The 23,654-nt window shown below is 65.9% G+C and carries 22 protein-coding genes; 11 read left to right on the plus strand and 11 right to left on the minus strand.

Annotation, left to right across the window (positions count from 1 at the left end):
* The first annotated feature begins 92 nt into the window (after positions 1-92).
* The 5 genes from PVZ80_RS26320 to PVZ80_RS26340 all read left to right on the plus strand — a co-directional run bounded on the left by PVZ80_RS26320 (position 93) and on the right by PVZ80_RS26340 (position 6,782).
* Positions 93-230 carry a hypothetical protein gene (locus tag PVZ80_RS26320; protein ID WP_016705072.1) on the plus strand — a complete coding sequence of 46 codons (138 nt, stop codon included), beginning with the start codon at positions 93-95 and terminating at the stop codon, positions 228-230.
* A 101-nt stretch (positions 231-331) separates the two neighbouring features.
* A complete protein-coding gene (locus PVZ80_RS26325; protein ID WP_009048173.1) occupies positions 332-1,522 on the plus strand; it encodes an efflux RND transporter periplasmic adaptor subunit in 1,191 nt (396 codons plus the stop codon).
* Positions 1,519-4,701, plus strand: coding sequence for an efflux RND transporter permease subunit (locus PVZ80_RS26330; protein WP_273864781.1), 3,183 nt, complete (start codon positions 1,519-1,521; stop codon positions 4,699-4,701). The genes PVZ80_RS26325 and PVZ80_RS26330 overlap by 4 nt, the downstream gene beginning before the upstream one ends.
* Positions 4,694-6,076: an efflux transporter outer membrane subunit gene (locus PVZ80_RS26335; protein WP_009048175.1), complete on the plus strand. Its 1,383-nt coding sequence runs from the start codon at positions 4,694-4,696 to the stop codon at positions 6,074-6,076. Before PVZ80_RS26330 ends, PVZ80_RS26335 begins: the two co-directional genes overlap by 8 nt.
* Positions 6,077-6,194: 118 nt before the next feature.
* Positions 6,195-6,782, plus strand: coding sequence for a hypothetical protein (locus PVZ80_RS26340; RefSeq protein ID WP_028682910.1), 588 nt, complete (start codon positions 6,195-6,197; stop codon positions 6,780-6,782).
* A 399-nt stretch (positions 6,783-7,181) separates the two neighbouring features.
* On the opposite strand, the gene PVZ80_RS26345 is transcribed toward PVZ80_RS26340, so the two are convergent.
* From PVZ80_RS26345 to hglS, 3 genes are all read right to left on the minus strand, one after another.
* Entirely contained in the window at positions 7,182-7,472 is a 291-nt protein-coding gene (locus PVZ80_RS26345; RefSeq protein ID WP_038631365.1) for an addiction module antidote protein, read from the minus strand.
* 1 nt (position 7,473) lies between these two features.
* Entirely contained in the window at positions 7,474-7,767 is a 294-nt protein-coding gene (locus tag PVZ80_RS26350) for a type II toxin-antitoxin system RelE/ParE family toxin (RefSeq protein ID WP_273864782.1), read from the minus strand.
* Between the two features lie 234 nt (positions 7,768-8,001).
* Positions 8,002-9,396 carry a 2-oxoadipate dioxygenase/decarboxylase HglS gene (gene hglS / locus PVZ80_RS26355; RefSeq protein WP_273864783.1) on the minus strand — a complete coding sequence of 465 codons (1,395 nt, stop codon included), beginning with the start codon at positions 9,394-9,396 and terminating at the stop codon, positions 8,002-8,004.
* Between the two features lie 264 nt (positions 9,397-9,660).
* Here hglS and PVZ80_RS26360 point away from each other — a divergent pair, with 264 nt between their 5' ends.
* From PVZ80_RS26360 to PVZ80_RS26370, 3 genes are all read left to right on the plus strand, one after another.
* Positions 9,661-10,785 (plus strand): diguanylate cyclase, encoded by a 1,125-nt coding sequence (locus tag PVZ80_RS26360; protein ID WP_150085185.1) that lies wholly within the window; start codon positions 9,661-9,663, stop codon positions 10,783-10,785.
* A 93-nt stretch (positions 10,786-10,878) separates the two neighbouring features.
* On the plus strand, positions 10,879-12,123 hold the full coding sequence (locus PVZ80_RS26365; protein WP_150085186.1) for a M20/M25/M40 family metallo-hydrolase: 1,245 nt from the start codon (positions 10,879-10,881) through the stop codon (positions 12,121-12,123).
* A gap of 246 nt (positions 12,124-12,369) precedes the next feature.
* Complete coding sequence (locus PVZ80_RS26370; protein WP_110175421.1) at positions 12,370-12,768, plus strand: carboxymuconolactone decarboxylase family protein; 399 nt, start codon at positions 12,370-12,372, stop codon at positions 12,766-12,768.
* Between the two features lie 65 nt (positions 12,769-12,833).
* Here the strand turns inward: PVZ80_RS26370 and astA are convergent, their stop codons facing one another.
* The 8 genes from astA to PVZ80_RS26410 all read right to left on the minus strand — a co-directional run bounded on the left by astA (position 12,834) and on the right by PVZ80_RS26410 (position 21,291).
* The gene (gene astA / locus PVZ80_RS26375) at positions 12,834-13,868 is read right to left on the minus strand and encodes an arginine N-succinyltransferase (protein WP_009048183.1); all 1,035 of its coding nucleotides are present in this window, start codon (positions 13,866-13,868) and stop codon (positions 12,834-12,836) included.
* Between the two features lie 58 nt (positions 13,869-13,926).
* On the minus strand, positions 13,927-14,943 hold the full coding sequence (locus PVZ80_RS26380; protein WP_009048184.1) for an arginine N-succinyltransferase: 1,017 nt from the start codon (positions 14,941-14,943) through the stop codon (positions 13,927-13,929).
* A 192-nt stretch (positions 14,944-15,135) separates the two neighbouring features.
* A complete protein-coding gene (locus PVZ80_RS26385) occupies positions 15,136-16,479 on the minus strand; it encodes an APC family permease (RefSeq protein ID WP_009048185.1) in 1,344 nt (447 codons plus the stop codon).
* 195 nt (positions 16,480-16,674) lie between these two features.
* Complete coding sequence (locus tag PVZ80_RS26390) at positions 16,675-17,427, minus strand: N-formylglutamate amidohydrolase (RefSeq protein ID WP_028682915.1); 753 nt, start codon at positions 17,425-17,427, stop codon at positions 16,675-16,677.
* On the minus strand, positions 17,411-18,757 hold the full coding sequence (locus PVZ80_RS26395) for a glutamine synthetase family protein (protein WP_273828907.1): 1,347 nt from the start codon (positions 18,755-18,757) through the stop codon (positions 17,411-17,413). The genes PVZ80_RS26390 and PVZ80_RS26395 overlap by 17 nt, the downstream gene beginning before the upstream one ends.
* A complete protein-coding gene (locus tag PVZ80_RS26400) occupies positions 18,754-19,398 on the minus strand; it encodes an isochorismatase family cysteine hydrolase (RefSeq protein WP_081362122.1) in 645 nt (214 codons plus the stop codon). Before PVZ80_RS26400 ends, PVZ80_RS26395 begins: the two co-directional genes overlap by 4 nt.
* A gap of 2 nt (positions 19,399-19,400) precedes the next feature.
* Positions 19,401-20,255 carry a MurR/RpiR family transcriptional regulator gene (locus PVZ80_RS26405; protein WP_009048189.1) on the minus strand — a complete coding sequence of 285 codons (855 nt, stop codon included), beginning with the start codon at positions 20,253-20,255 and terminating at the stop codon, positions 19,401-19,403.
* Between the two features lie 169 nt (positions 20,256-20,424).
* Positions 20,425-21,291 carry a LysR family transcriptional regulator gene (locus PVZ80_RS26410; RefSeq protein ID WP_273864784.1) on the minus strand — a complete coding sequence of 289 codons (867 nt, stop codon included), beginning with the start codon at positions 21,289-21,291 and terminating at the stop codon, positions 20,425-20,427.
* A gap of 94 nt (positions 21,292-21,385) precedes the next feature.
* Here PVZ80_RS26410 and PVZ80_RS26415 point away from each other — a divergent pair, with 94 nt between their 5' ends.
* The 3 genes from PVZ80_RS26415 (at position 21,386) to cobF (ending at position 23,551) form a co-directional block, all read left to right on the plus strand.
* A complete protein-coding gene (locus tag PVZ80_RS26415; RefSeq protein ID WP_016702754.1) occupies positions 21,386-21,949 on the plus strand; it encodes a DUF4865 family protein in 564 nt (187 codons plus the stop codon).
* Between the two features lie 94 nt (positions 21,950-22,043).
* Positions 22,044-22,607, plus strand: a complete 564-nt coding sequence (locus PVZ80_RS26420) for a histidine phosphatase family protein (protein ID WP_273828905.1) — start codon at positions 22,044-22,046, stop codon at positions 22,605-22,607.
* Between the two features lie 179 nt (positions 22,608-22,786).
* Entirely contained in the window at positions 22,787-23,551 is a 765-nt protein-coding gene (gene cobF / locus PVZ80_RS26425) for a precorrin-6A synthase (deacetylating) (protein ID WP_028682920.1), read from the plus strand.
* Positions 23,552-23,654: the final 103 nt, after the last annotated feature.

Consider the following 23,654-nt stretch of genomic DNA (forward strand, 5'->3'; position numbering starts at 1 on the left):
CGACTCAATATTCTTTTCCCCTGCGCAGCATTTATCTTTTTTCTCAAAGACGGAGAATTCGCTCAACTTAAATATCACTGAGGTTCTCCGTCATGTTCAGCCTGAAAAAATCCGCAGCCCTGTTCCTTACCTTGCTGGCCTTGTCTTCCGTGGTCGGCGTGCAGGCCGAGGAGTCCGGCGCCTTTGTCGAAAGAAACCGCGCACTGAGCGCGGGCTCGACGCAAAACTGAAGTTTCAAGTTCAAGCGGCCGCTGCTGGAAAGTAGGCGGCCGACTCTTTTGTGTGGCTGAAAACTGGGTTGCAAAGTTGTTCGCCAACCCCGGAGAAAGTTATGAAACCAGGATTATCTGCGATGAAATCCAAACCCATGAAGTTTGCCGCGTTGTCGGCCGTCAGCCTGGCGCTGCTGTCGGCGTTGTCCGGCTGCGGTCCGGATCAGGTACTGGCCCCGCCTGCGCCGCCGACGGTTTCGGTGAGCCAGCCGGTGAGCCGGCAGATCATCGATTGGGACAGTTTCACCGGACGTTTCGAGGCGACCGATTCGGTGGAAGTGCGTTCGCGGGTCAGCGGCTACCTGGAAAAGGTCGCCTTCACCGACGGCGCCATCGTCAAGAAGGGCGACCTGCTGTTCGTCATCGATTCGCGCTCCTTCCAGGCCGCGGTGGTCCAGGCCCAGGGCAAGCTGGCCCAGGTACGTTCGCAGCTGGCCCTGGCCGAGCAGGAGTATGCCCGGGCCAAGGTGCTGATCGAATCGAAGACCATTGCCCGCAGCCTGTATGACCAACGCTTGCAGGCGCGGCAGGCGGCCCAGGCCGAAGTCCTGAGCGCCGAAGGCGCCTTGAGCAATGCCCGGCTTGACCTGGAGTTCACGCGCATCACCGCGCCCATGAGTGGGCGGATCAGCCGCAAGCTGATCAGCGAAGGCAACCTGGTCAACGGCGGCAACAACAATGCGACCCTGCTGACCACCATCGTGTCCCTGGACCCCATCGACATCTACTTCGATATCGATGAGCAGAGCTACCTCAAGTACCGCCGCCAGGAGCAGGGCGCCGCGGGCCAGAACCCGGTGCGCATCGCCCTGCCGGGGCAGAGCGAGCCGACCCTGAGCGGGCGCATGGACTTCATCGACAACCGCCTCGACCCGTCCACCGGCACCCTGCGCCAGCGCGCCCGGGTGGCCAACCCGGATTTGCGCCTGAGCCCGGGTCAGTTCGGGCGTGTGCAGTTCTCCGGGCGCCCGAGTTATCAGGCGCTGTTGCTGCCGGACACGGCGATCAGCGTCGATGCCACGCGCAAGGTGGTCTATGTGCTCAATGCGCAGAACCAGGTGGAACTGCGTCCGGTGCAACTGGGCAAGCTGCATGACGGCCTGCGCGAAGTCGCCAGCGGCCTGCTGCCCGAGGACCGGGTAATCGTCGACGGCATCCAGCGGGTGCGCGTCGGCGAGACCGCGACCGCCAGCGAGCAGGCCCTGGCGCTGGCGCCGAAGGCCTCGGCCAGCGAAGGAGCGCCGCTATGAACCTGGGGAAAATCTCCGTCGAACAGCCGGTGCTGGCGATCGTGCTGTCCATCGTGCTGATGATCGTCGGCGGCCTGGCCTACCTGATCCTGCCAACGTCCGAGTACCCGGACATCGCGCCGCCCACCGTGGTGGTGCAGGCGACCTACCCGGGCGCGTCGGCGCAGACCGTGGCCGAGACCCTGGCGATCCCCCTCGAACAGGAGGTCAACGGCGTCGAGGACATGCTCTACATGTACAGCCAGGCGACCTCCGATGGCAGCCTCAACCTGACCGTGACGTTCAAGAGCGGCACCGATGTCGACAAGGCCCAGGTGCTGGTGCAGAACCGCGTGGCCCTGGCCACGCCACGCCTGCCGGAGCCGGTACAGCGCAGCGGCGTGTCGGTGCGCAAGTCGTCGCCGACCCAGCTGTCGACCATCTTCATTTCCTCGCCCAAGGGCACCTACGACCAGCTCTACGTTTCCAACTTCGCTATCCGGACCGTCGCCGATACCCTCAAGCGCATCGACGGTGTGGGTGACATCAATCCGCTGGGCGCCCGTGAATACTCCATGCGCATCTGGCTCGACCCGGAGCGCGTGGCGTCCTTCAATCTGACGCCGGCGGACATCATTGCCGCGGTGCGCGCGCAGAACACCCAGGTGGCGGGCGGGGTGATCGCGCAACCGCCGGTGGCGTCCCAGGCCTTCCAGCCCAACCTGATTTTCGAAGGCCGCCTGAAAGAGCCAGCGGACTTCGACAACATCGTCATCAAGTCCGGCAGCGCCGGGCGCCTGGTGCGCCTGAAGGATGTGGCGCGCACCGAAATCGCCGGCCTGGCCTACGTCAACAACACCTATTACCTGCGCCATCCGGCCATCGGCTTACAGGTGCTGCAACGTCCCGGCGCCAATGCCCTGGCCACCATGAAGGTGGTCGAGCAGACCATGCAGGACCTGAGCAAGGAATTCCCCGAAGGCATCGAATACAGCATTGGCTACAACCCCACCGCGTTCATCGCCGACAGCATCGGCGAACTGGGCAAGACCATCTACGAGGCGGTGATCCTGGTAGTGCTGGTGATCCTGGTATTCCTGCAAGGCTGGCGTCCGTCGATCATCCCGATCCTGGCGATTCCGGTGTCGCTGGTGGGGACCTTCGCGGTCATGGCCATGCTCGGTTACTCGATCAACAACCTGACCCTGTTCGGCCTGGTGCTGGCGGTGGGCATCGTGGTCGACAACGCCATCGTCGTGGTGGAAAACGTCGAGCGCCATCTGGCCGAAGGCAAGAGCCCGTTGCAGGCCACGCTGATCACCATGCAGGAAATGGGTGGCGCGCTGGTGGCGATCACCCTGGTGCTCTGCGCGGTGTTCATTCCCACGGCGTTCATTCCGGGGATCTCCGGTGAGTTCTTCCGTCAGTTCGGCATCACCATCGCGGTGGCCACGGCGATCTCGCTGTTCAACTCGGTGACCCTGTCGCCGGCGCTGGCGGCAATGATTCTGCGACGCCACGACCCCAAGGCGCATCAGGCGCCACGGCGCGGTGTGGCCGGCCGGCTCACGCGCGCAGCGGAAGGTTTCAACCGCGGCTTCCTCAAGCTTTCGGTGGGGTATGCCGGCAGCGTGCGGGGGCTGGTGGCGCGGACTCCATTGATGCTGGCGATCTACGCGGTATTGATCGCGGCCACGGCTTACCTGCTGGTGTCCACGCCCAAGGGCTTCATTCCGGCCCAGGACCGCGGTTACCTGGTGGTGATCGTGCAACTGCCGGAAGGCGCTGCGCTGGAACGCACCAACGAGATTTCCCGGCAGATCGAAGCCATCGCCCTGCAGGTGCCGGGTGTCGATCGGGTGCCGACGTTCTCCGGATTCTCCATGGTCACCGGTACCAGCTCTTCCAACTCGTCCGGCCTGGCGCCGGTGTTCGAGCCCTGGTCCAAGCGCAAGCTGCGCGGCCTGACCTCGGACAAGATCGCCGCCGACCTGCGTGAGCGCCTGAAAGTGGTCAGCGGCGCGTCGGTGATTGTCGCCACGCCGCCTCCAGTCCAGGGCCTGGGCAGCACCGGCGGCTTCTCCATGCGCCTGCAGGACCGTGCCGGCCTGGGCAGCCAGGCCCTGGCCAAGGCCACCGAGCAACTGATCGCCGCGGCCAATGCGACCCAGGGCATGACCGGTGTCTACTCGCCGTTCTCGGCCCGTACGCCGCAGGTGTTCGTCGAGCTGGACCGTGAGCGCGCCGAGATGCTCGGGGTGCCCAGCAGCCAGATCAACCAGGCCATCGAGACCTATTTCGGCTCGACCTACATCAACGACTTCAACCTGGTGGGCCGCACCTATCGGGTGACGGCCCAGGCAGACTTGCCGTACCGGGTCACGCCAGAGGACCTGGCGCGGGTCAAGGTGCGCAACGAGGCCGGTGACATGGTGCCGATCGCCAGCGTCACGCGGTTGCACGAGTCGCTGGGGGTCGAGCGTTTCCCACGCTACAACCTGTTCCCGACCGCGGAAATCAACGGCGACACCTTGCCCGGGCTGGGCTCCGACTTCGCCCTGCAAACCATGGAGCGCCTGGCCGAGCAAACCCTGCCACCGGGCATCACCTACCAGTGGACCGACCTGAGCTATCAGCAGACCACCGCCGGCAACATGGGCCTGCTGGTATTCCCGCTCTGTGTGATCTTCGTCTACCTGGTGCTGGCCGCGCAGTACGGCAGCTGGAGCCTGCCGCTGGCGATCCTGCTGATCGTGCCCATGTGTCTGCTGGCCGCCGCCGGTGGCGTGCGCCTGATGGGCCTGGACATCAACATACTGACCCAGATCGGTTTCATCGTGCTGGTGGGACTGGCGGCGAAAAACGCCATCCTGATCGTCGAGGTGGCGCGGCAGCAGGAGCAGGACGGGCAGGGCATCGTCGATGCCGTGGTGGAGGCGTGTCGCCTGCGCCTGCGACCGATCCTGATGACCTCCCTGGCCTTCATCCTCGGTGTGCTGCCGCTGGTGCTGTCCGAGGGCGCCGGTTCGGAAATGCGCCAGGCGGTCGGTTCGGCGGTGTTCTTCGGCATGATCGGCGTGACCCTGTTCGGCCTGCTATTCACCCCGATCTTCTATGTCCTGATCCGCCGTCTCGCCGGGGGCGAGCGGCGGTTGCAGGCCCCATCCAGCGTCTCTGCTTCGGGAGTGGTCCATGAATAACCTGCTGCGTTTTCCCGCCCTGGCCTTTACCGCGGCGCTGCTTGCGGCCTGCGCCGCGCCGACCTTGCCACCGGCTGTCGAGGCGCCCGCCGGGCGTTTCGTCAATGCGCCGCAAATACCGGCGGCGGGCATTGCCGAGCAATGGTGGACGCTGTACCACGACCCCTTGCTCGACCGCCTGGTGGCGCGGGCGCTGGAGGAAAACCTCGACCTGCAGATCGCCCTGGCGCGGATCGATGCCAGTCGTGCCTTGCGCGGCGTCGCGGCCGCCGGCGCGAGCCCCGAGCTGAACCTGGGGGCCAGCGCCGCCCGGCAACGGATCTCGGCGGACCAGGCCGGGTTCAGCGACCCCTTGATTACCGAGCCGCTGAGCCTGGGTCTCGATGCCTCCTGGGAGATCGACCTGTTCGGGCGGATTCGCGAAGGCGTGCGGGCCGCCGATGCCGAGCTGCAGGCCAGCGCGGAAGAGGCGCGTGGGGTCAAGGTGGCGCTGGTCACTGAGGTGGTGCAGGCCTATGCCCAGGCGCGGGGGCTGGAAGAGCGCCTGAGCATTGTGCGGCAGAACGCCGAGAGCCAGAGCCGCACCCTGCAACTGACCGAGCAGCTGTATGCGGCGGGCAGCAGCCCGCAGGCCGATCTGCTGCGGGCGCGTTCCCAGTCGGAATCCACTGCGGCCCAGGTGCCGGCCCTGCAACTGGAGTGGCAGCGCTCGTTGCACCGCCTGGCAGTGTTGCTGGCGCAGCCGAGCGAGGCGCTGTACCAACAGTTCGCCGCCAGCCCGGCGCAACTGAGCGAGGTGGATCTGGTGGCTGCCGGCACCCCGGCCGACCTGCTGCGTCGGCGTCCCGACATCCGTGCCGCCGAGGCCCGGCTGATCGCTGCCTACGCGCGGGTCGGGGTGGCCAAGGCCGACCTGCTGCCGCGCCTGAGCCTGTCGGCGGCCCTGGGCTCGCTGGTCGATGGTGTCAGTGCCGCGAACCTGGCCAGCTCGACTTTCTGGCTGGCCGGTATCAATGCCAGCGTGCCGCTGCTGGACGGCGGACGCCGGCGCGCGGTGGTGGAACTGCGCGATGCCGAGGGGCGCCAGGCCTTGCTCGGCTATCGCCGTACCGTGCTCGGCGCGGTGGCGGAAGTCGAGTCGGCCCTCGCCGCGGCCCGGCGCAATGCCGAGAGCCAGCAGCATCTGGCCAGTGCCGCGGCGCAGGCCAGTTCGGCGGCGCAGCAGATCCAGCGCTCCTGGGCCGCCGGCGAGGCGCCGTTTCTCGATGTGTTGCAGGCCCAGCGGGTCGAACTCACGGCACAGAACGCGCTGTCGCGGATCAAGACCGCGCAGTTGCAGAACCAGGCTGTGCTGGTGCGGGCGCTCGGTGGTTGAACAGGGAGCAACGAATCTGTGGTTCGCGGCGGCATGGGCATTTACAGCGTCTATGCTCAAGCGGCACCGCGCACCTGAAAGGCGCGGGTCTTGTCTTCAATTACAAGGATGAATGTCTATGAAGCCGCTTCACTCTCTGGCCAAAGCCGTTGCCTTGGCCACTCTGTTGTCCGCTGCCAGCCTGCATGCCCATGCCGCCGACATTCCGTTGGCCGGTACCGTGGAGGCCGATGAATTGGTGACCAAGGTGCTCTCCGTGGATGCCGCCAAGCATCGCGTGGTGCTGGAAGGCGCCCAGGGCCAGCCGGTGCATGTGCAACTCAGCGATCAGGCCAAGGACCTGGGCAATTTGAAGGTGGGCGATCAGGTCAATGTGCGGGTCACCCACGCGGTAGTGGCGGTGCTGGACACCGATGTGGAAAAAGGCCTGCCGAATTCCGCTGAGCGTGCCGGGGTGGTTCGCGCCACCAAGGACAACCCCAACCCGGGCGGTGAAGCCTATCGCCAGGTGCAGGTGCAACTGAAGATCACCGACATCGACCTGAAGAACAACCAGCTGACCTTCCAGGGGCCGGCGGGCAACAAGAAGGTCCTGGACGTGGAGAAACCGGAAGTCCAGGCCCGCCTGAAAGACCTCAAGGTCGGCCAGAGTGTGGTGGTGACCTACACCGATGTGTTGCAAGTCACGACACAGCACGAAGGTTGACTGAGACCGGGCGCTGGTCGCTGTGGCGGCCGGCGCGCCGGATCTCGGGAGGTCCGTGCGGGGAGTTGAACGAAGGTGAGCGGAATGACAAATTTTCCGTCAGCTTTGTGTTCAGAATTCTTCAGAATATGTGCACGGACTTTCTTTTCCTGTTCGATTAAAATAGTTCTCGTTCGCCCGGTGCAAGGGCTCTTTACCGGTGCATGGATTGCCAGGCCAGAGCACTGGGCGAACACCCTCTTCGGGGTTCCCGCCCCACGATTTCCGTAACGCCGCTCATGCAGCCCGCACAGGTTCGACGCCTGTTGCCAGCGGTTGCCAGGAGCGCTCGGCTCCCCCTCCAGCAAGACGCCTTAGCGACACAGCCGCCTGCTGCATTGCCTGTGGCCTTGGCCAGCTTCAGCCTCGGGGCACGGTGGTGCACAGCTGCAGGCCCAGCGCGCGCATGACCTTGACCACGGTATCGAAGCGCGGCTTGGCCCCCGGGGCAAAAGCCTTGTAGAGGCTGGCCCGGCCCTGGCCGGTGGTCTTGGCAATCTGCGTCATGCCCCGGGCCCTGGCGACGTGGCCCAGGGCGCGGATCAGTTCGTCGGTATCGCCATCGGCCAGGACCTGGGACAGGTATTCGCTGATCGCCTGGTCGCTGTCGAGCAGGGCGGCGATGTCGAAGGGAACCAGTGTGTCGGACATATCAGAACTCCTTGGCCAGGGAACGGGCCTGGCAGATATCGGCGGGCTGGCTGGACTTGTCGCCACCCAGCAGCAGGACGACGAGGGTATTGCCGCGAACCGTGAAATAGAGGCGGTAGCCGGCGCCTGTATTCACGTGCATTTCCGAGAGACCGCCGCCGAGGTTTTTCACATCGCCCAGGTTGCCCGCCGACGCCCGCTCGATACGCCGAGCGATGGCTATCCTGGCGCGCAGGTCCCGTAGTGTGGTGTGCCATTGGGCAAAGACGGTCGTCTGCAGGATCTCGTAATCCATGAGGACTGTATCCATATAGAGACAAAATAAAAAGGGGTAACGACCCCCAGGCGACTGACGGTGCACCTGAAGGCGTCATGGGAAGGTAAGCAGGAGGGGAGTGGGCGAGGCGGGCTGTTTCGTATCGGCATGTTGTCGATCAGGGCTGGCGAAACACCCTGTAGCCATTGCCCTGCTGTGGCTGCTGGAAAGGGCCAGCATCAGCCGTTCTGGCTGATGCTGTGGGACGCAAAATCAGAGAGTGGGCAGGCCCAGCGCCGCGGCGCATTCCTGGAGCGAGCGCTGTTGGGTGTCGGCGTACAGCTGCAGTTCATCGATGGTCGGGCGCCCCAGGGCCCGCTCGAAAGCCTGCCGGTTGGAGTGGCCGGCGTAGTGGCTTTGCGCATCGTCGCCCAGGTTGGACTGGAAGATCCCGGCGGCGCTGACCGGCAGGAAGTCCTCGTACACCAGCGGCTCGGCCCGCACATACCCGGCGCGGATCAGCGCCTCCAGGCTCGTCGGCCGATCCGCCTGCTGGCGCGCGGCCAGGCCCTGGTCGCTGACGAAGTAGCGGAAGTACGCCAGGCCCTGTTCACGCATGGCTTCATGGTTGTCGGGAAAGGCGCGGAAGTGCTCGGCCATCAGTGTGTTGTAACGCTGGGCGTTGGCTTCGTTGGGGAAGTCCCCGAGGGCGTCGCGTGCAGCGTTCAACAGTTGGTCGTACAGCGCCCGGCCTTTGGGGGTGAGGGCGGCGCCGCGCTGTTCGATCTCGCCGAAGCGCGCGCTGTGGCTGCCGCGGCTGTCGGGCTGGTCGGTGAAGGATACGGCTTCCTCCAGCGCCTTGAAGCTGGTCTGACGCAGCAGGATCGGGCATTCCCGGCGCGGCGGGCCTTCGATCACCGCCTTGGGCGTGATGCCGTGGGCGGGCATCAGTGCTTGCACCTGGTCGATGTCCAGGGTGCGTGGCGTCAGGTGGTTGATGTGCGGCCCCTTGAACGCCACCACGTCGGCGATCAGCCGGTGCTGGGCACTCAGTTGCTGGTACTGCCCGGCCGTGACCGTGGCGCTGTGGTGCCAGCGGAAGGTTTCCAGGGCCTGCTCGACGAATTCCTCGGCGGCGCGGTCATCGAGGCCGCCCTGGGTTTCGGCCTGATCGATCAGGGCCAGGGCGCGCGGGGTGAAAATGCTCCGGCGCGCCAGCACCGATTCGGCGAAGTCGCGCAGCTGCGGATTGTCGATCAGCTCCAGGCGCAGCAGCGAGGTGAAGACCCGGAACGGGCTGACCTGCAGGGCGCTTTCATGCACTGCGCGAAAGGCCGTGGAATGCACCGGCACCCCGGCCGGGGTGAGGTCGTAGTAACCCACCGGCTGCATGCCCATGACCGCGAACAGCCGGCCCAGGGTCGCCAGTTCCGTGGCGGTACCGACGCGAATGGCGCCGTGGCGTTCCAGGTCCAGGCGCTGGATTTCGCCGGTGCTGCGCAGCTGGCGGGCGATCCTCTCGTCGCTGCCCAGGACCCCGGCGTTGACCTGGGCCACCAGCTCCATCAGGGCGCCGTACAGCGGCACTTCCTCGCGGTACATGTCCGACATCGCCCGTGAAAAACGTTGGCGGATCAGGTCTGGGCTGACGAAGCTCTGCAGGCTCATAAACAAGGATTCCCGGCGTAGTGAGACAAAGAGGGTAGCGGTGTTGGCTGGGCCTGATTCTGGTCGGCGCGGGGTGTACTGACAAACGAAGTTTCTTCCGGACTTCATTCTGCAAATGAATGCAGGCGGGCAGGGCGGCTGCACGGTTTCCAGTGGGCGGGCATGGGCCCTCGCGGCCAGGCGAGCCGTAGCGGTTTCCGGGGGGCTGAGCGGTGATGGCTATTTGCCGTTGCGCTGATAGACTTCTGAACACGACCGCATCCCATGGCTTGCGTACCGTTCAACGGAGGCGACTTGGCCTTGACGCCGCACAATGGAGGAAAGGGACTTTCACTGGCCAGGAGGCTATACAAGACGCGAATTCTGGGGCTGGCCCTCGGTTTCCTTTGCGTGTCCGCGGGCATGTACCCGCTGCGCCCGCCGCCCTGGGTCTGGGCGTTCATGCTGTTCAATGCCTTCATCTGGCCGCACCTGGCATACCAGTGGGCGCGCCGCTCGGCAGTGCCGTTTCGCGGCGAGCATCGCAACCTGTTGATGGATGCCTTCCTCGGCGGGTTCTGGGTGGCGGCCATGCACTTCAACCCGCTGCCGACCACCACCACCCTGTCGCTGATGGCGATGAACAATATCGCCCTGGGCGGCGTGCCGTTTTTCCTTGCCGGTTGCCTGGCGCAAGCGCTGGGGATCGCTGTCGGGCTGCTGCTGTTCGGCGTCGGGTTCGTGGCCCAGAGCAGTGCGCTGCAACTCTATGCCTGCCTGCCGATGCTGACCCTGTATCCGCTGGCCCTGGGGTTTATCTGCTACCAGCAGGCCAATGTCCTGTCCCGGCACAAACGCGAATTGCTGGCCCTGAGCCGCACCGACAGCCTGTCGGGCCTGCTCAATCACGGGGCCTGGAAGGACCAGCTGGAAATCGAGTTCCAGCGTTGCCGGCGCCAGGCCTCGACCCTGAACCAGGGCGGCGCCATCGCGCTGATCGACATCGACCATTTCAAGGCCATCAACGACACCTACGGCCATGTCGCTGGCGACATCGTGTTGCGCCAGCTGAGCAAGCTGCTCAAGCAGAACCTGCGGATCAGCGACCAGGCCGGGCGCTACGGTGGCGACGAGTTCTGCGTGATCCTGCCGGACGTGCCGCTGGAGCATGCCGCCGAACTGATGGAGGCCTTGCGTTGCCGTTTCGGCGGTTTGGGCTATGAGCAGAATCCGGCCCTGCAGGTCAGCCTGAGCATCGGCCTGGCCGCCTATTCCCCGGACCACAGCGATGCCCTGGACTGGTTGAACGATGCCGACCAGGCCTTGTACGAGGCGAAAACCACCGGCCGCAACAAGGTCAGCTGCCGCCGCGGCGACCACTCGCCAAAGGCCCTGCTGAACTCCTTGTGAGGCCGCTCGCAGAGCATTGCGCCAGCATGGAGGGTGGCGAATTTGTCAGGTAGGGTGGGCGGGCACCTTCCGACACGAAACAAGGACCGATTCATGACGCAGATTTCCCCTCGCTCATTGCTGGCCGCCCGTATCGGCCTGACCCTCGCCCTTGGCCTGCTGGCCACCCACGCCAGCGCCGCCCCCCACCCCCAGGTACAGAACGATGCGCAGCAATACCAGGGCGACGCCCTGAAACTGCTGGAGCGCCTGGTGAACATCGACTCGGGCTCCGGCTACGAGGCGGGGCTGAACCAGGTGAGCGACATCGCCATCGCCGAGCTGGAAAAACTCGGCGCCAGTATCGAGAAAGTCCCCAACGGCGCTGCCGGCGGAAGCCATGTGCTGGCCACCCTCAAGGGCACCGGCAAGGCCAGGATCCTGCTGATGGCGCACATGGACACGGTGTTCAAGGAAGGCACCGCGGCCGAGCGGCCGTTCCGCATCCAGGACGGTCGCGCCTACGGCCCCGGGGTGATGGACGACAAGGGCGGCATCGTCGCCGGGATCTATGCGCTGAAGGTCCTGGATAACCTCAAGTTCAAGGACTACGCGCAGATCACCTTCCTGCTCGACGCCAGCGAGGAAACCGGTTCCGAGATCGCTACCGACTTGATCAAGAAAACCGCCAAGGCCCACGACGTGACCCTGAACCTGGAACCGGGGCGCCCGGCCGACGGCCTGGTGGTGTGGCGCAAGGGCAGCGCCACGGCGCTGGTCGAGGTCAAGGGCAAGGCGGCTCACGCCGGCGTCGCGCCGGAGCTGGGGCGCAACGCGGCGATGGAAGCGGCGCACCAGATCCTGCAACTGGGCAAGCTGGGGGATGAAGCGAAGAAAACCACCATCAACTTCACCGTGCTCAAGGCCGGCGACCGGACCAACGTGATTCCCGACCAGGCCACCGCCAAGGCGGATGTGCGGGCGGCGGTGCCGGAGGAGTTCGACCGCATCGAGAAGGACCTGGCGCGGGTGTCGGCCAACAAGCTGATCGCCGACACCGAAGTCAAGACCACCTTGCAACGCGGCTTGCCGCCGATGCCGCAGACCGAGCAGTCCGACGCGCTGGTGGCCATGGCCCAGGGCATCTACGGCGAGCTGGGGCGCAAGCTGACCATCGAGGGCAGCGGCGGGGCGGCGGACTCCAGCCTGTCGGCCGGCGTCGGTACACCGACCCTGGATGGCTTCGGCATCGTCGGCGGCAATATCCACACCCCCGAGGAATACGCCGAAGTCGAGAGCGTGGCGCCGCGCATCTACCTGTTGGCGCGGATGATCATGGAGCTGTCGGCCAAGCACTGATCGCAGGAACAGACGCACGGCATTTTCTGCATGGCCGGACCCTGTAGCCGTGTAGCCCTGTAGCCGCTGCCGAGCCCGCGAGGCTGCGATCGACTGCGCAGCAGGCGCAAGGATCTCAAGACCGCTGGAGGACCTGCGGTCCTGTCGCAGCCTCGCGGGCTCGGCAGCGGCTACAGGAATGGCTACAGGCGCTCACGATCTGCATGCCTATACTCGAAAGCCTCGTCCCCCACAGCGGAGCTTTCAATGAGCAGCAACCACCTCACCGAATACTCTGACGCCAGCCCCGAAGTGCGGGCGGTGTTCGATGACATCATGCGTACCCGTCAGGTCGACCAGGTGAACAACTTCTGGAAATGCCTGGCGGCCCATCCGCCGACCCTGCGGCGTACCTGGGAGAGCCTCAAGGAGATCATGGCGCCGGGGGCGCTCGATCCGTTGACCAAGGAGCTGATCTACGTGGCGGTCAGCGTCACCAACAACTGCCCGTATTGCATCGCTTCGCACACCGCCGCGGCGCGCAAGGCAGGGATGACAGAGGCGATGTTCGGCGAGTTGCAGGCGGTGGTCGGCATGGCCAACGAAACCAATCGCCTGGCCAACGGCTACCGGGTGCCGCTGGATGATGCGTTCAAGCTTGAATGAGCCTGTGACCCGCAGGGCTGCGGCCCTCGGCGCTGCTCGTATCGGCCAGCGCCGTCATCAGGTTTTCAGGCCGCCGCTGCCTTGGCCTGGGTGGCGAGCAGCGGCACGGCGCGCACCAGGTCGCCGGGTTGCAGTTGCAGGCGCTTGGCGCTGAGGCGGTCCACCAGCAGGCAGCCGGACACCAGGCGGCCGCGGGCGCTGGTGACGCGGCAGCTTTCCAGGCGGCGGTTGTGGATCAGCCAGGTCGGCGCATCGTCGTCCGGGGTGCCCACCAGCAGCGGCAGCACCTGGCTTTCGCGCACCGCGCGGACTTTGCTCAGCTCGGCCTCGATCACCGGCCCGCCGTCGAAGATGTCGATATGGCCCTGATGGGCAAACCCTTCGTGGCGCAGGATGGCCAGCGCCGCCTCGGCGTTTTCGTGAGCCTGGCCGATCGCGGCCTGGGCCGGTTCGCTGAGCAGGCAGGTGTACAGCGGCTGGCGCGGCAGCAGTTCGGCGATAAAGGGTTTGTGGCCGAGGCTGGAGAGGTGGTCGGCCTGGACGAAATCCATCTGCAGAAAGTGCCGGCCCAGGCTGTTCCAGAACGGCGAGCAGCCGTTCTCGTCGCCCTTGCCGCGCAGCTCGGCGATCAGCTTGTCGCCGAACAGGTGCGGGAACTCGGCGACGAACAGCAGGCGCGCCAGGGACAGCAGGCGGCCGTTGCTGTCACGGCGCTGGTCGGGGCGCAGGAACAGCGAGCAGAGCTCCGATTGGCCGGTCATTTCATTGTTCAGGAACAGGGTCGGGATCTGCCGCCGGATCCCCAGGTTCGGCGCCGAATTGACGGTCATGCCGACCCGGTAGCTGTACCAGGGTTCGCGCAGGCCCACGGCGCCGGTCAGGGCGCTGATGCCGACCACTTGCTGGTCGTCGTCTTCGAGCACGAACAGGTAGTCGGCGTCGGCCCGTTCCACCTGCTCGGCAAAGGTCCGCTGGGCCCAGCGGATCCGATGGGTCAGGCGATCCTGGTTGGCCGGCAGAGTGGTCAGCCCCAGGCCCGCGCGCTGGGCCAGGGCCATCAGCGCGGGCAAGTCAGTCATGCGTACCGGGCGAACGATCATGATGCAGCTCCTTCTGCGCGCCTGTTGCGGCGGCGAATGCAAACGTGTCCGGGATTCTTCATAGGGCGACCAGCCGTACCGGGTCGCCGGTTTGCAGTTGCAGGGCCTGGAAGCTTTCCGGGTCCAGGTTGACCAGGTCCCCCGGCGCTTCGTCCAGGTGCACCAGGGCGGCCCGGTATTGCCCCAGCCGCTCGTTGCTCGCCAGCCAGGCCCGGCCGCTGCCGCTCTGCGGGCCCGGGCAGGCGTTGGCGATCAGGCTGTGGCGGATGGAGCGAACGCCGTTGTGGCGGGCGTACAGCGTCGGGCCGCCGTCGAACAGGTCGACATAGTGGTTGGCTTCGAACCCCTCGCGCAGCAGGATCTCGTAGGCCTCGCGACCCTGCGGGTGGACCTGGCCGATGCAGTCCTGGGCCGCCTTGGGCAGCATCGGGATGTAGATCGGGTATTGCGGCATCAGGTCGGCGAGGAAGCTGCGGCTTTGCAGGCCGCACAGGCGCTCGGCCTCGACATAGGGCAGGTCGAAGAAGTGCTTGCCCAGGGCATCCCAGAACGGCGAGTGGCCATCGTCGCTGCTGTAGCCGACGATCTCGGTGATGCTGGTGTCGGCGAAGCGCGCGCCATGGGCGGCGATAAACAGCAGGCGGGCCCTGGAGAGCAGCTCCGCCATGGGCGTGCCGACCAGGTCCGGGTCGATATGAAAGCCGCGCAGCAGGCTGTGGTTGCTCAGGTCCTGGCACAGCGACAGGGTCGGCACGCCGTGCTGCACGTTCAGCTCCCGCGAGCTGCTGACGAAGGGTCGGTTGCGCAGGCTGTAGAAGGGCGCGGAAAACCCGGCCATGGCGAGGATTTCCGAGCAACCGCGCAGCTGGCCGCGGGCCGGGTCGTGCAGGACAAAAAAGTAGTTCTCCGGTCCCGGCGCCTGCACGTTGGCGGCGAAGGAGGCGCAAGAGTCGAGAATCTTGTCCAGCAGGTGCTGTCGATCGTCCGGCAGGGACGTCACCCCCACCAGGCTTTCACGGGCCAGCCGTTGCAACTCCGGCAAATCGTCTGGCGCAACTGGGCGTAAGACCAGCATGGATGTACTCCTGTATCAAAATGATCGACGCCTGGCCGCGAGACCTGGGGCGCCGAACCTGACAATCACTGTCGGTTTCCACGCATTACTGCCACGGCCCGCGAGGGCGGGCGGTGGCACGCAGGCACCTGTCGGCGCCCGCTCGGATTCGCCGGGGCACCTTCATGGTGCCGCGGCGGCCGGGGGTGTTGATTAAAGTGGATCGGCCAGCGCCGTATTGGCGCCCAGCTTGTTGAGGAAAAACAGGTAGACCAGGCCGATGGCAATCCAGATGCAACCGAGTTTCTGCGCGTCGACCCCCATGTTGTACATGATCGCGCAGACAATTAGGAAGCCGATCACCGGACAAATCAGGTGACGCACCACTTGGGCCGACTTGTTGCGGCGCCAGTAGTGATTGATCACGGTCAGGTGCAGCAGCATGAAACCGCTCAGGGCGCCGAAGTTCACCAGGGAGGTGAGGGTGTCCACCGAGTTGATGAACAGGTAGCAGATCAGCAGCGACAGCACCGCCACCAGGTAGATGCTGACGTGCGGCGTGTTGTGCCTGGGGTGGACCTTGGCCAGGATCTTCGGCAGCTTGCCGTCGCGGGCCATGCCGAACAGCAGGCGCGACACCGCCGCTTGCGAGGTGATGGCCACCGCCACGCCCCAGGCCAGTGCGGTGGCCACCGCGGTCAGGGTCGCTAGCCAGCTGCCGCCGGCGATTTCGGCGATCTCGTAAAAGGCCGTGTCGGCCGACTTGAAGCCCATGCCGGCGGCCAGGTCGGTGGCGATCCAGGTCTGCACCACGAAGATCGCGCCCATCACCAGCAGGGTGATCAGCGCGGCGCGGCCGACGCTCTTGCCCGGCTCGCTCTTGATCTCTTCGGCCAGGGTGGAAATGGCATCGAAACCGAGGAACGACAGCACGGCGATCGACACGCCCTGCATCAGCATGCCGAAGTGAAAATGCTCCGGACTGTACAGCGGCGCCAGGGTCAGCTGGCCGTTACCGGTGCCACCGTGCAGGGCGTTCCAGGCGTAGAACAGGAAGATCCCCAGTACCACCAGCTGCGCCAGGAGAAACACGATGTTCATCCGTGCGGTGAAGGTGATGCCACGCAGGTTGACGAAGGTGGCGCTGACCAGGAACGCGAGGATGAAGCCGACCTTGGGAATGTCCGGGTACAGGTGGTTCAGCGCCATGGCTGCGTAGACGTACAGCAGCGGCGGGATCAGCAGGTAGTCGAGCAGCATCAGCCAGCCGGCGATGAACCCGACATGGGGGTTGAGCCCGCGCTGGGCGTAGGAGTAGACCGAGCCGGCGATGGGAAAGGCGCGGGCCATGCTGCCGTAGCTGAGGGCGGTGAAGAGCATCGCCAGCATGCCGATGATGTAGGCCAGCGGCACCATGCCCGGTGCTTCCTGGTTCACATAGCCATAGACCCCGAACGGGGCGATCGGGATCATGAAAATCATCCCGTAGACCACCAGGTCGCGCAGCGTCAGGCCGCGCTTGAGTTCCTGTTTGTAGCCGAATTCTTCAATCTCCATGAAGAGGTTCTCCTTGTCAGCCAAAGGGGGGGCGGATGCCTGACGCTGATGTCGATGAACGACCAGATAGCGGCAGGCAATGTATTTGAACCTGGCAGGTTTAAAGACACGCCACGGCGGTTTTTTATAGTTGTTGTACCGGTACAGCAAACAGCTTTTTTACAACCACAGCTCCATCCTGGTTCACAGCCTTTTCTACAACAGCGGTGCCAGATAATCCGTCCAGCACTGTATGGCCTGCGGGGTGCGCAGCAGGTCGTTGCGCACCTCGATCAATACCGAATCCAGGCCGCGGGCATCGCCGTGGGCCGGCACGGTCATGTCGCCCAGGGCGTCGATCTTGTACGGCTCGTTGCCGGCGATCTTCACGTCGTGGACCGACATGCCTTCCAGCAGGCGCCGGGCGTAACCCTCGGCGCGATCGAACAGCACGCCCATCTCCAGCGTGCGGCGCTGGCCGTAGTACAGCGGGGTGAAACTGTGGATGCCCACCACCCGCACCGGCCGGCCCGCGGCCAGGCGCGCATCGATCAGCCCGCTCAGGCGCGCATGAAAGGGCCTGAACAGCTGCTTGCGGCGGTACTCGCGGGTGGCTTCGTCGAGGTGCTGGTTGCCCGGGATCTGGTAGATCTCGCTCTGCAACGGAATGCTGTCGTGGGCCTGGCACGGGCGGTTGAGGTCGATCAGCAGCCGCGAATAATTGGCCGTCAGCAGGGTGGCGCCGAGGGTCTGCGAGAGGTTTTCCGCCAGCTCCAGGGCGCCGGGGTCCCAGGCGATGTGCTCTCGCGCTGCTTCCGGGTCCAGGCCGAGGTCGTTGAGCGCCGCCGGGATATAACGGCTGGCGTGTTCGCAGACGAGGATCAGCGGGTGCGCGGAGTCTTCTCGCAGCAGCCGGTAGGCCGGTCGGGTGTACAGCCCCAGTTCAGCGGTTTCAGTACAGGTGTGCATAGTGCTCACAGAGTTGGGCAGGGGTCAGGTGCTCGGTCAGTTTCACTTCCTGGTGTTTGACGGCGAAATAGGTTTCCAGCAGCGGGGCTGGCAGGGCTTGCAGCAGTTCCGGGCAGTTGCGCAGGCAGTCCAGCGCCTGCGGCAACGAGGCCGGAAGGGCGACGATGCCGCGCTCCTGGCGCTGTTCTGCGCTCAGTTCGTCCGGCACTTCGTCGGTCACGGCGCGCAGGGGCAACTGCTGTTCGATGCCCAGGCGCCCGGCGATCAGCACCGCGGCCATGGCCAGGTGCGGCGAGGCGGTGGCGTCCAGGGCGCGAAATTCCAGGTTGTACTGCGGCGCCACGGGCTTGCCGCCGATGCTCACGGTGGGGCAGATGCGCAGCGAGGCTTCGCGGTTGCGCTGGCCCAGGCAGGCGTAGGAAGCGCTCCAGTGATGGGGCTGCAAGCGCGCGTAGGAAATCGGCGTTGGCGCGGTAAAGGCGCAGAGCGCGGGCAGGAACTTGAGCACCCCGGCCGCCCAGAATTGGCCGAGGGACGACAGGCTGTTGGCCCGTCCTTCCTCATACAGCACCGGCGTGCCATCCAATTTCTGCAGGCTCAGGTGCAGGTGCACGCCATTGCACACTGCGTGTTCCGCGGTCTTGGGTGCGAAGCTCAGGCCGTGGCCGAGTTGCCGGGCGATCTCGCGGGTGATCTCGCGCACGTTCACCGCACGGTCGGCGGCGGCCACGCCCTGGGTCGGGCGGCAGGTGATTTCGTACTGGTGCTTGCCGTATTCGGGCAGGAACATTTCCGGCTCGACGCCCGCGGCGCGCAAGGCGCTGAGCAGCCAGCCGCCGAAGTCCGCGCCCTGGCGCTGGGCCTGCAGGGAGAAGGCCAGGCGTTCCGGTTGCGCAGTGGCGCTGTACAGGTTGAATTCGTGCTCGAAGGCGGCGGTGACCTGCAGCCCCAGCTCGCTGGCGTAGCGCTGCACTTCGTTGCGCAGCAGGGTGCGCGGGCAGGCGGCCCAGGGCTGGCCGTCGGTCTCGCAGATGTCGGCGTGGATAAAGTCCAGCGGCGAGGCGCTGGCGTCCGGGCCGTTGCCGACCTGGACCCGGCTGGCCAGGTCGGGGATCAGCCGCAGGTCGCCACGGGCGCCCCAGGGGTTGGGCTCGGCAATGATGTCCTGCGGGGTCAGCGCGCTGTTGGCCGGGACCCAGCCGCAGCCGGCGCTGGTGTAGCTGTCCAGTTCGTCGCTGGGGAACGAGCGGCCACGGCTGACGCCGATCAGGTCGGTGGTGAGCAGGGTGGTCATGGCCACCGGCTGCAACGGCTCGTTGTTCCGGCTCATGCCTGCATCTCCCGCAGGCGGCCGAGCACGGTCCGGGTATCGGTGATCCAGCAGTAGCCCTTGATCGCATTCAGGCAGGCCTGGTGCCGGGCGTCGGTGTAGGTGGCGCAGGCGTCTTCCACCAGGGTCACCAGGTAACCGCGGTCGGCGGCGTCGCGCACCGCCATGTCGACGCACTGGTCGGTGACGATGCCGGCGACGATCAGGTGGCGGGTCTGCAGGTTGCGCAGCACGTAGTCGATGTTGGTCGAGTTGAAGACCCCGGAGGAGGTCTTGGGCAGGACGATTTCGTTCTCCTGTGCCGCGAGCGGCTCGATGATCGCCGCCTGCGGGCTGCCCTTGGGCAGGTGCATGTCCGACAGCTTGTGGTCCAGCGAGCGGTCGCGGCCATCGGCGGTCAGGCTTTCGATAATGGTGTGCAGCACGTTCTGCCGGGCGCCGCGCATGGCCGCCAGGAGCTTCTGCTGGTTGGGAATCACCTGCTCGCGGGTGCGCTTGATGAAGTACTCGGCATCCGGCACCTGCAAATGCGGGTCGAGCTGCGGGTCGAGCCAGGCCCGTTGCATGTCCACCAGCAGCAGGGCGGTGTGATCGAGGGTGAATGGCAGGTCGCGAGGCGAGTGGTGGGGAAGGCAGACCATCCTTATTTGTCCTCCAGCAGGTGAGTGGCGAATTCGTTGCGCAGGGCGTCGATGCCTTCCAGGCGTCGGTCCAGGTCGGTGCTGCGCAGGCTCAGGCTGGCGACCAGCGCCTCGACCTGGGCCAGGGCCGGCACCAGGGTGTCGAAGGCCGAGGCCGACTCCACCGGGGCGCTGATGATCAGGTCCGCCAGCTCCCGCAGGGGCGAGGCGTAGATGTCGGTGAACAGCACCACCCGCGCATGCCGCGCCTTGGCCGCGCTGGCCACGCGCAGGGCCTGGCTCTGGTAGCGGCGGTAGTCGAACAGCAGGACGATGTCCTGGCGCTGCACGTCATACAGGCGGTCGGGCAGTTGCGCGTTGTCGTCCAGGGCCATGCAGCCGGGGCGCATCAGGCGCAGGTGATTGAGCAGGTAGCTGGCGAGAAAGTTGCTGAAGCGCCCGCCGTAGCAGTACAGCGCGTGCCGGCTGTCCAGCAGCCAGTCGACCAGGATGCGCACGTCTTCGGGCTGGGTCAGGGCCTGGGTCTGTTCCAGGCTGCGCAGGCTGCCTTGCAGGTAATGGCTCCAGGCATCGTCCCGAGGGACCTGGGCCCGCGGTTGCAACAGGGTGCTGGGCGAACGCAGGCGATCGTCCATGTCGCTGAGCAGCGCTTCCTGGAACTGCGCATAACCGCCGAAGCCGAGTTTTTTCACCAGCCGCACGATGGTCGGGTCGCTGACGCCGGCGTGCTCGGCCAGCCGCGACATGGGCCCCAGGCCGTTGCGCGGGTAATGGTCGAGCAGGGCACGGATGACCTTGCGCTCCGAAGGCGTGAGGTCGAGGGCCGGGTCGGTGATCTGGTCTCTGAGAGACGGCATAAAACGCCTTCGCGAGTGGAATGTCGTTTTTGTTTCACTGAAAGTGAAAACAGTATTTATGTAATTTACGCTACATGTCTAGTGAAAAATGGAAGCGCCCGCAAACGCCCCAAAAGAGGGCGAAAAAGCCCAGGTTTATTGGCTGTTCGAGGTTTTTTGGGGCACGCCATCAGCGCGGCAGGGTGCCGCGAAAGGCCGCGCTCAGGGCGCGCAGGGTTTCCTCGGAGCGGGCGTCGGTGGGCCGCGCAAGCAGGACGATTTCGCTGACCGGCAGCAGCGGCAGGCCGAGGCATTCGCCAACCTCCACCGCACCGGCCGGCGCCACCCGATGGGCCAGCGCCGCCACTCCGAGTCCGGCGCTGACCGCGGCGCAGACGGCCATCACGCCACCTCCGATAAACACTTCGGTCCAGGGAATGCCGGCGTCGTCCAGCACGCGCACGGCGATATGCCGCACGCCACAGGGCGCGGCCATGGTCGCCAGCCGCAGCGGGGTACCCGGCGCCTGCTGCCAGGCCGGCGCGGCGAACCAGCCGAAGCGCTCGACCACCAGCACCTCGCCATCCTGGCGCGCGCCTTCGTTGCGCACGATGACCGCGTCCAGTTCCTCGCGGTCGAAGGCCGCCGTCAGGTCCCGGGAGGAGGCGATGCGCACCTCGATGATCAGCAACGGATCGTAGGCGGCGATGCGGCTCAGCAGCTGCGGCAGTTCCGCGCCGGCCACGTGGTCGCTGATGCCGATGACCAGCCGTCGCGCCGGCGCCGCCTGCATGTCGCCCAGGGCCCGCTCATGGGCGCGCAGCAGGTCGCGGGCGGCCTGCATGAACTGCTCGCCGACCGGGGTCAGGCGCACATGCCGCGGCGTGCGCTCCAGCAGGCGATAGCCGAGGCGTTCCTCCAGGCGCTTGAGCTTGAGGCTGATGGCGGCCTGGGAGGTGTCCAGCGCCTGGGCGGCGCGGGTGAAGCTGCCGAAGTCGGCGATCAGCACGAAGGCGTGCACGGTGTCGATGTCCAGCGGCCTGAGGGGTTCGCTCATATCGGATACTTATCGCAGATATATTTGGCGATATCTTGTTGTAATGGCTGGCCCTGCGCAAGCTGGCAGCACCTTCACGCACAGGAGCATCGCCATGTTGGCCAAACAGTATTCGCACCGCCTGCCCGCCGATTACGACATGGGCGTGATCCGCCATCGCGCCGCGGATCGCGGGCCCTTGTGGGACGAGGTCGACGGTTTGCTGTTCAAGGTCTTCGCCGGCCAGGAGCGGGGCGTGCACGGCGCGCGGCATAACCTGTACGCCTCGATCTACCTCTGGGCCGATCCGGCGGGCGCCGCGCGGTTTCTCATGGGCAGCGGTTTCGACAGCGTGATCGACTCGTTCGGCCGTCCGTACATCGAGTCCTGGCTGCCCCTGGACTGGCGCCGCGGTTCCAGCAACCAGGCGCGGACTCTCTATCGCGAACACCTGGCGATCGATCCGCTGGCGGACCGCGCCAGGTTGCTGGCCGAGCAGGTCGAACACAATCAACGGCTGGCCGATGACCCGGACACCTTCGCCGTGTTCGTCGCCCTCGACCTGCAGGCCTGGGAGCTGGTGCGCTTCACCCTTTCGGCCAGCGCGCCCGACAGTACACGCGGCGCCGAGCGCTATGAGGTGCTGTACCTGGCCCGGCCGGGGCTCGCCAGCGCTTAAGTCTGGCGGCGACAAGTTGGGAATCCCCCGGCGACACATGATACAAACGCAGCCACATTGCCCCCTGCGTCCATTCAACGTCGAGAGATTCCCCGTGCCGGCCACCCGCTTGACCCTGATCTGCCATGCCCGGACCGTCGCCCAGAAGTTGGCGTGTTTTCCGCTGGACGAGCCGCTGGAGATGGACTGGCAGGCGCAGACGGGCTCGCGGGCCGCGGCGTTCAAGCGTGCGCCGCGCCTGCTCAGCGCTCCTGAGCAACGGGCGCGGCAGACCGCTACCTTGTATGGCGCCAGCGTGGAAACGGTGCCGGCGCTGCGCGACTGTGACATGGGCCGCTGGCAGGGCCTGTCCATTGACGATCTGCACCGTGAGCAGCCCGAGGCCCTGCAAACCTGGCTGGCCGACAGCCACTCGGCGCCCCACGGCGGCGAGTCGGTGGCGCAGCTGTGCGAGCGGGTCGCGGCGTGGCTGGCGACGCTGAGCGAGCAGCCCGGGCATGTGCTGGCGGTGACCCATCCGCGGGTCATCCGCGCGGCGCTGCTGCACGTCATGCAATGCCCGCTGGCCAGTTTCAATGCCATCGATGTCGAGCCGCTGGCCCAGGTCGAACTGCGCTTCAATGGCCGCTGGAGATTGCGCCTGGATCAGCGCGATTAGCGGGCTTGGCTCGGCGTGGCCTGGGGATTTTTTCGCGAGCAAGCTCGCTCCTACCGGGTTGGCGCAAATCATGGTAGGAGCGAGCTTGCTCGCGATAGGCCGCAGAGCGGCCGCCCTGTGACGCGCCGTCGCAACCCAGCCATACTCCATCCCCCGAGCAGCACCCGAGACCCGCTCCCATGAAAACCCTCCTGATCATCGGCATCGGCGCCGGCAACCCCGACTACATCACGATGCAGGCGGTCAAGGCGCTCAATCGCACCGATGTGTTCTTCCTGATGGACAAGGGCCAGAGCAAGGACGCGCTGATCGACCTGCGCCGGGAAATCTGCGAGCGCTACATCGAGCAGCCCGGCTACCGGTTTGTCGAAGCGCAAAGCCCGGAGCGGCTGCGCGGCGCCGAGGTGGATTACCGGGCCAGCGTCGCCGAGCTGAACCGCGACAAGCAGCGCACCTTCGAGCGCCTGATCGACGAGGAACTGGCGGACGGCGAAACCGGCGCCTTCCTGGCCTGGGGCGATCCGGCGCTGTACGACAGCACCATTCGCATCCTGCAGGCGATCCTGGCCAGCGGCCGCTGTGCGTTCGAGTTCGAGGTGATCCCCGGCATCACCAGCGTCCAGGCCCTGGCGGCGCAGCACAAGGTGCCGTTGAACCGCATCGGCCGCTCGGTCGAGATCACCACCGGCCGGCGGCTGGCGGCGGGGCAGGTGAGCGATGCCGACAGCCTGGTGGTGATGCTCGACGCCGAGGATGCCTATCGCCAGGTGGCGGACCAGGATCTGCAGATCTACTGGGGCGCCTACCTCGGCACGCCGGAGGAGATCCTGATTGCCGGCCGGCTCAAGGAGGTCGCCGGGCAGATCCAGCAGGTGCGCAAGGCGGCGCGGCAGGCCAATGGCTGGATCATGGACACCTATCTGTTGCGTAAGCCCGAGGATTGAGGGGGGCTTCTATAGGTGCGAGGCTTGCCCGCGATAGGGTATTCGGTCGGCGAGGTACAGGTTCGACGCTCTCTCCCAAGACGTTCTCCACACGACTTGCAGG

It is taken from the genome of Pseudomonas sp. B3G-3 (assembly GCF_028640915.1).
GTDB lineage: Bacteria > Pseudomonadota > Gammaproteobacteria > Pseudomonadales > Pseudomonadaceae > Aquipseudomonas > Aquipseudomonas chlororaphis_I.

Bases quoted from the DNA above. Each gene is read 5' to 3' on its own strand.
- PVZ80_RS26320 (WP_016705072.1), top strand. From the start codon at position 93: ATGTTCAGCCTGAAAAAATCCGCAGCCCTGTTCCTTACCTTGCTGGCC.
- PVZ80_RS26325 (WP_009048173.1), top strand. From the start codon at position 332: ATGAAACCAGGATTATCTGCGATGAAATCCAAACCCATGAAGTTTGCC.
- PVZ80_RS26330 (WP_273864781.1), top strand. From the start codon at position 1,519: ATGAACCTGGGGAAAATCTCCGTCGAACAGCCGGTGCTGGCGATCGTG.
- PVZ80_RS26335 (WP_009048175.1), top strand. From the start codon at position 4,694: ATGAATAACCTGCTGCGTTTTCCCGCCCTGGCCTTTACCGCGGCGCTG.
- PVZ80_RS26340 (WP_028682910.1), top strand. From the start codon at position 6,195: ATGAAGCCGCTTCACTCTCTGGCCAAAGCCGTTGCCTTGGCCACTCTG.
- PVZ80_RS26345 (WP_038631365.1), bottom strand. From the start codon at position 7,472: ATGTCCGACACACTGGTTCCCTTCGACATCGCCGCCCTGCTCGACAGC.
- PVZ80_RS26350 (WP_273864782.1), bottom strand. From the start codon at position 7,767: ATGGATTACGAGATCCTGCAGACGACCGTCTTTGCCCAATGGCACACC.
- hglS (WP_273864783.1), bottom strand. From the start codon at position 9,396: ATGAGCCTGCAGAGCTTCGTCAGCCCAGACCTGATCCGCCAACGTTTT.
- PVZ80_RS26360 (WP_150085185.1), top strand. From the start codon at position 9,661: ATGGCTTGCGTACCGTTCAACGGAGGCGACTTGGCCTTGACGCCGCAC.
- PVZ80_RS26365 (WP_150085186.1), top strand. From the start codon at position 10,879: ATGACGCAGATTTCCCCTCGCTCATTGCTGGCCGCCCGTATCGGCCTG.
- PVZ80_RS26370 (WP_110175421.1), top strand. From the start codon at position 12,370: ATGAGCAGCAACCACCTCACCGAATACTCTGACGCCAGCCCCGAAGTG.
- astA (WP_009048183.1), bottom strand. From the start codon at position 13,868: ATGATCGTTCGCCCGGTACGCATGACTGACTTGCCCGCGCTGATGGCC.
- PVZ80_RS26380 (WP_009048184.1), bottom strand. From the start codon at position 14,943: ATGCTGGTCTTACGCCCAGTTGCGCCAGACGATTTGCCGGAGTTGCAA.
- PVZ80_RS26385 (WP_009048185.1), bottom strand. From the start codon at position 16,479: ATGGAGATTGAAGAATTCGGCTACAAACAGGAACTCAAGCGCGGCCTG.
- PVZ80_RS26390 (WP_028682915.1), bottom strand. From the start codon at position 17,427: ATGCACACCTGTACTGAAACCGCTGAACTGGGGCTGTACACCCGACCG.
- PVZ80_RS26395 (WP_273828907.1), bottom strand. From the start codon at position 18,757: ATGAGCCGGAACAACGAGCCGTTGCAGCCGGTGGCCATGACCACCCTG.
- PVZ80_RS26400 (WP_081362122.1), bottom strand. From the start codon at position 19,398: ATGGTCTGCCTTCCCCACCACTCGCCTCGCGACCTGCCATTCACCCTC.
- PVZ80_RS26405 (WP_009048189.1), bottom strand. From the start codon at position 20,255: ATGCCGTCTCTCAGAGACCAGATCACCGACCCGGCCCTCGACCTCACG.
- PVZ80_RS26410 (WP_273864784.1), bottom strand. From the start codon at position 21,291: ATGAGCGAACCCCTCAGGCCGCTGGACATCGACACCGTGCACGCCTTC.
- PVZ80_RS26415 (WP_016702754.1), top strand. From the start codon at position 21,386: ATGTTGGCCAAACAGTATTCGCACCGCCTGCCCGCCGATTACGACATG.
- cobF (WP_028682920.1), top strand. From the start codon at position 22,787: ATGAAAACCCTCCTGATCATCGGCATCGGCGCCGGCAACCCCGACTAC.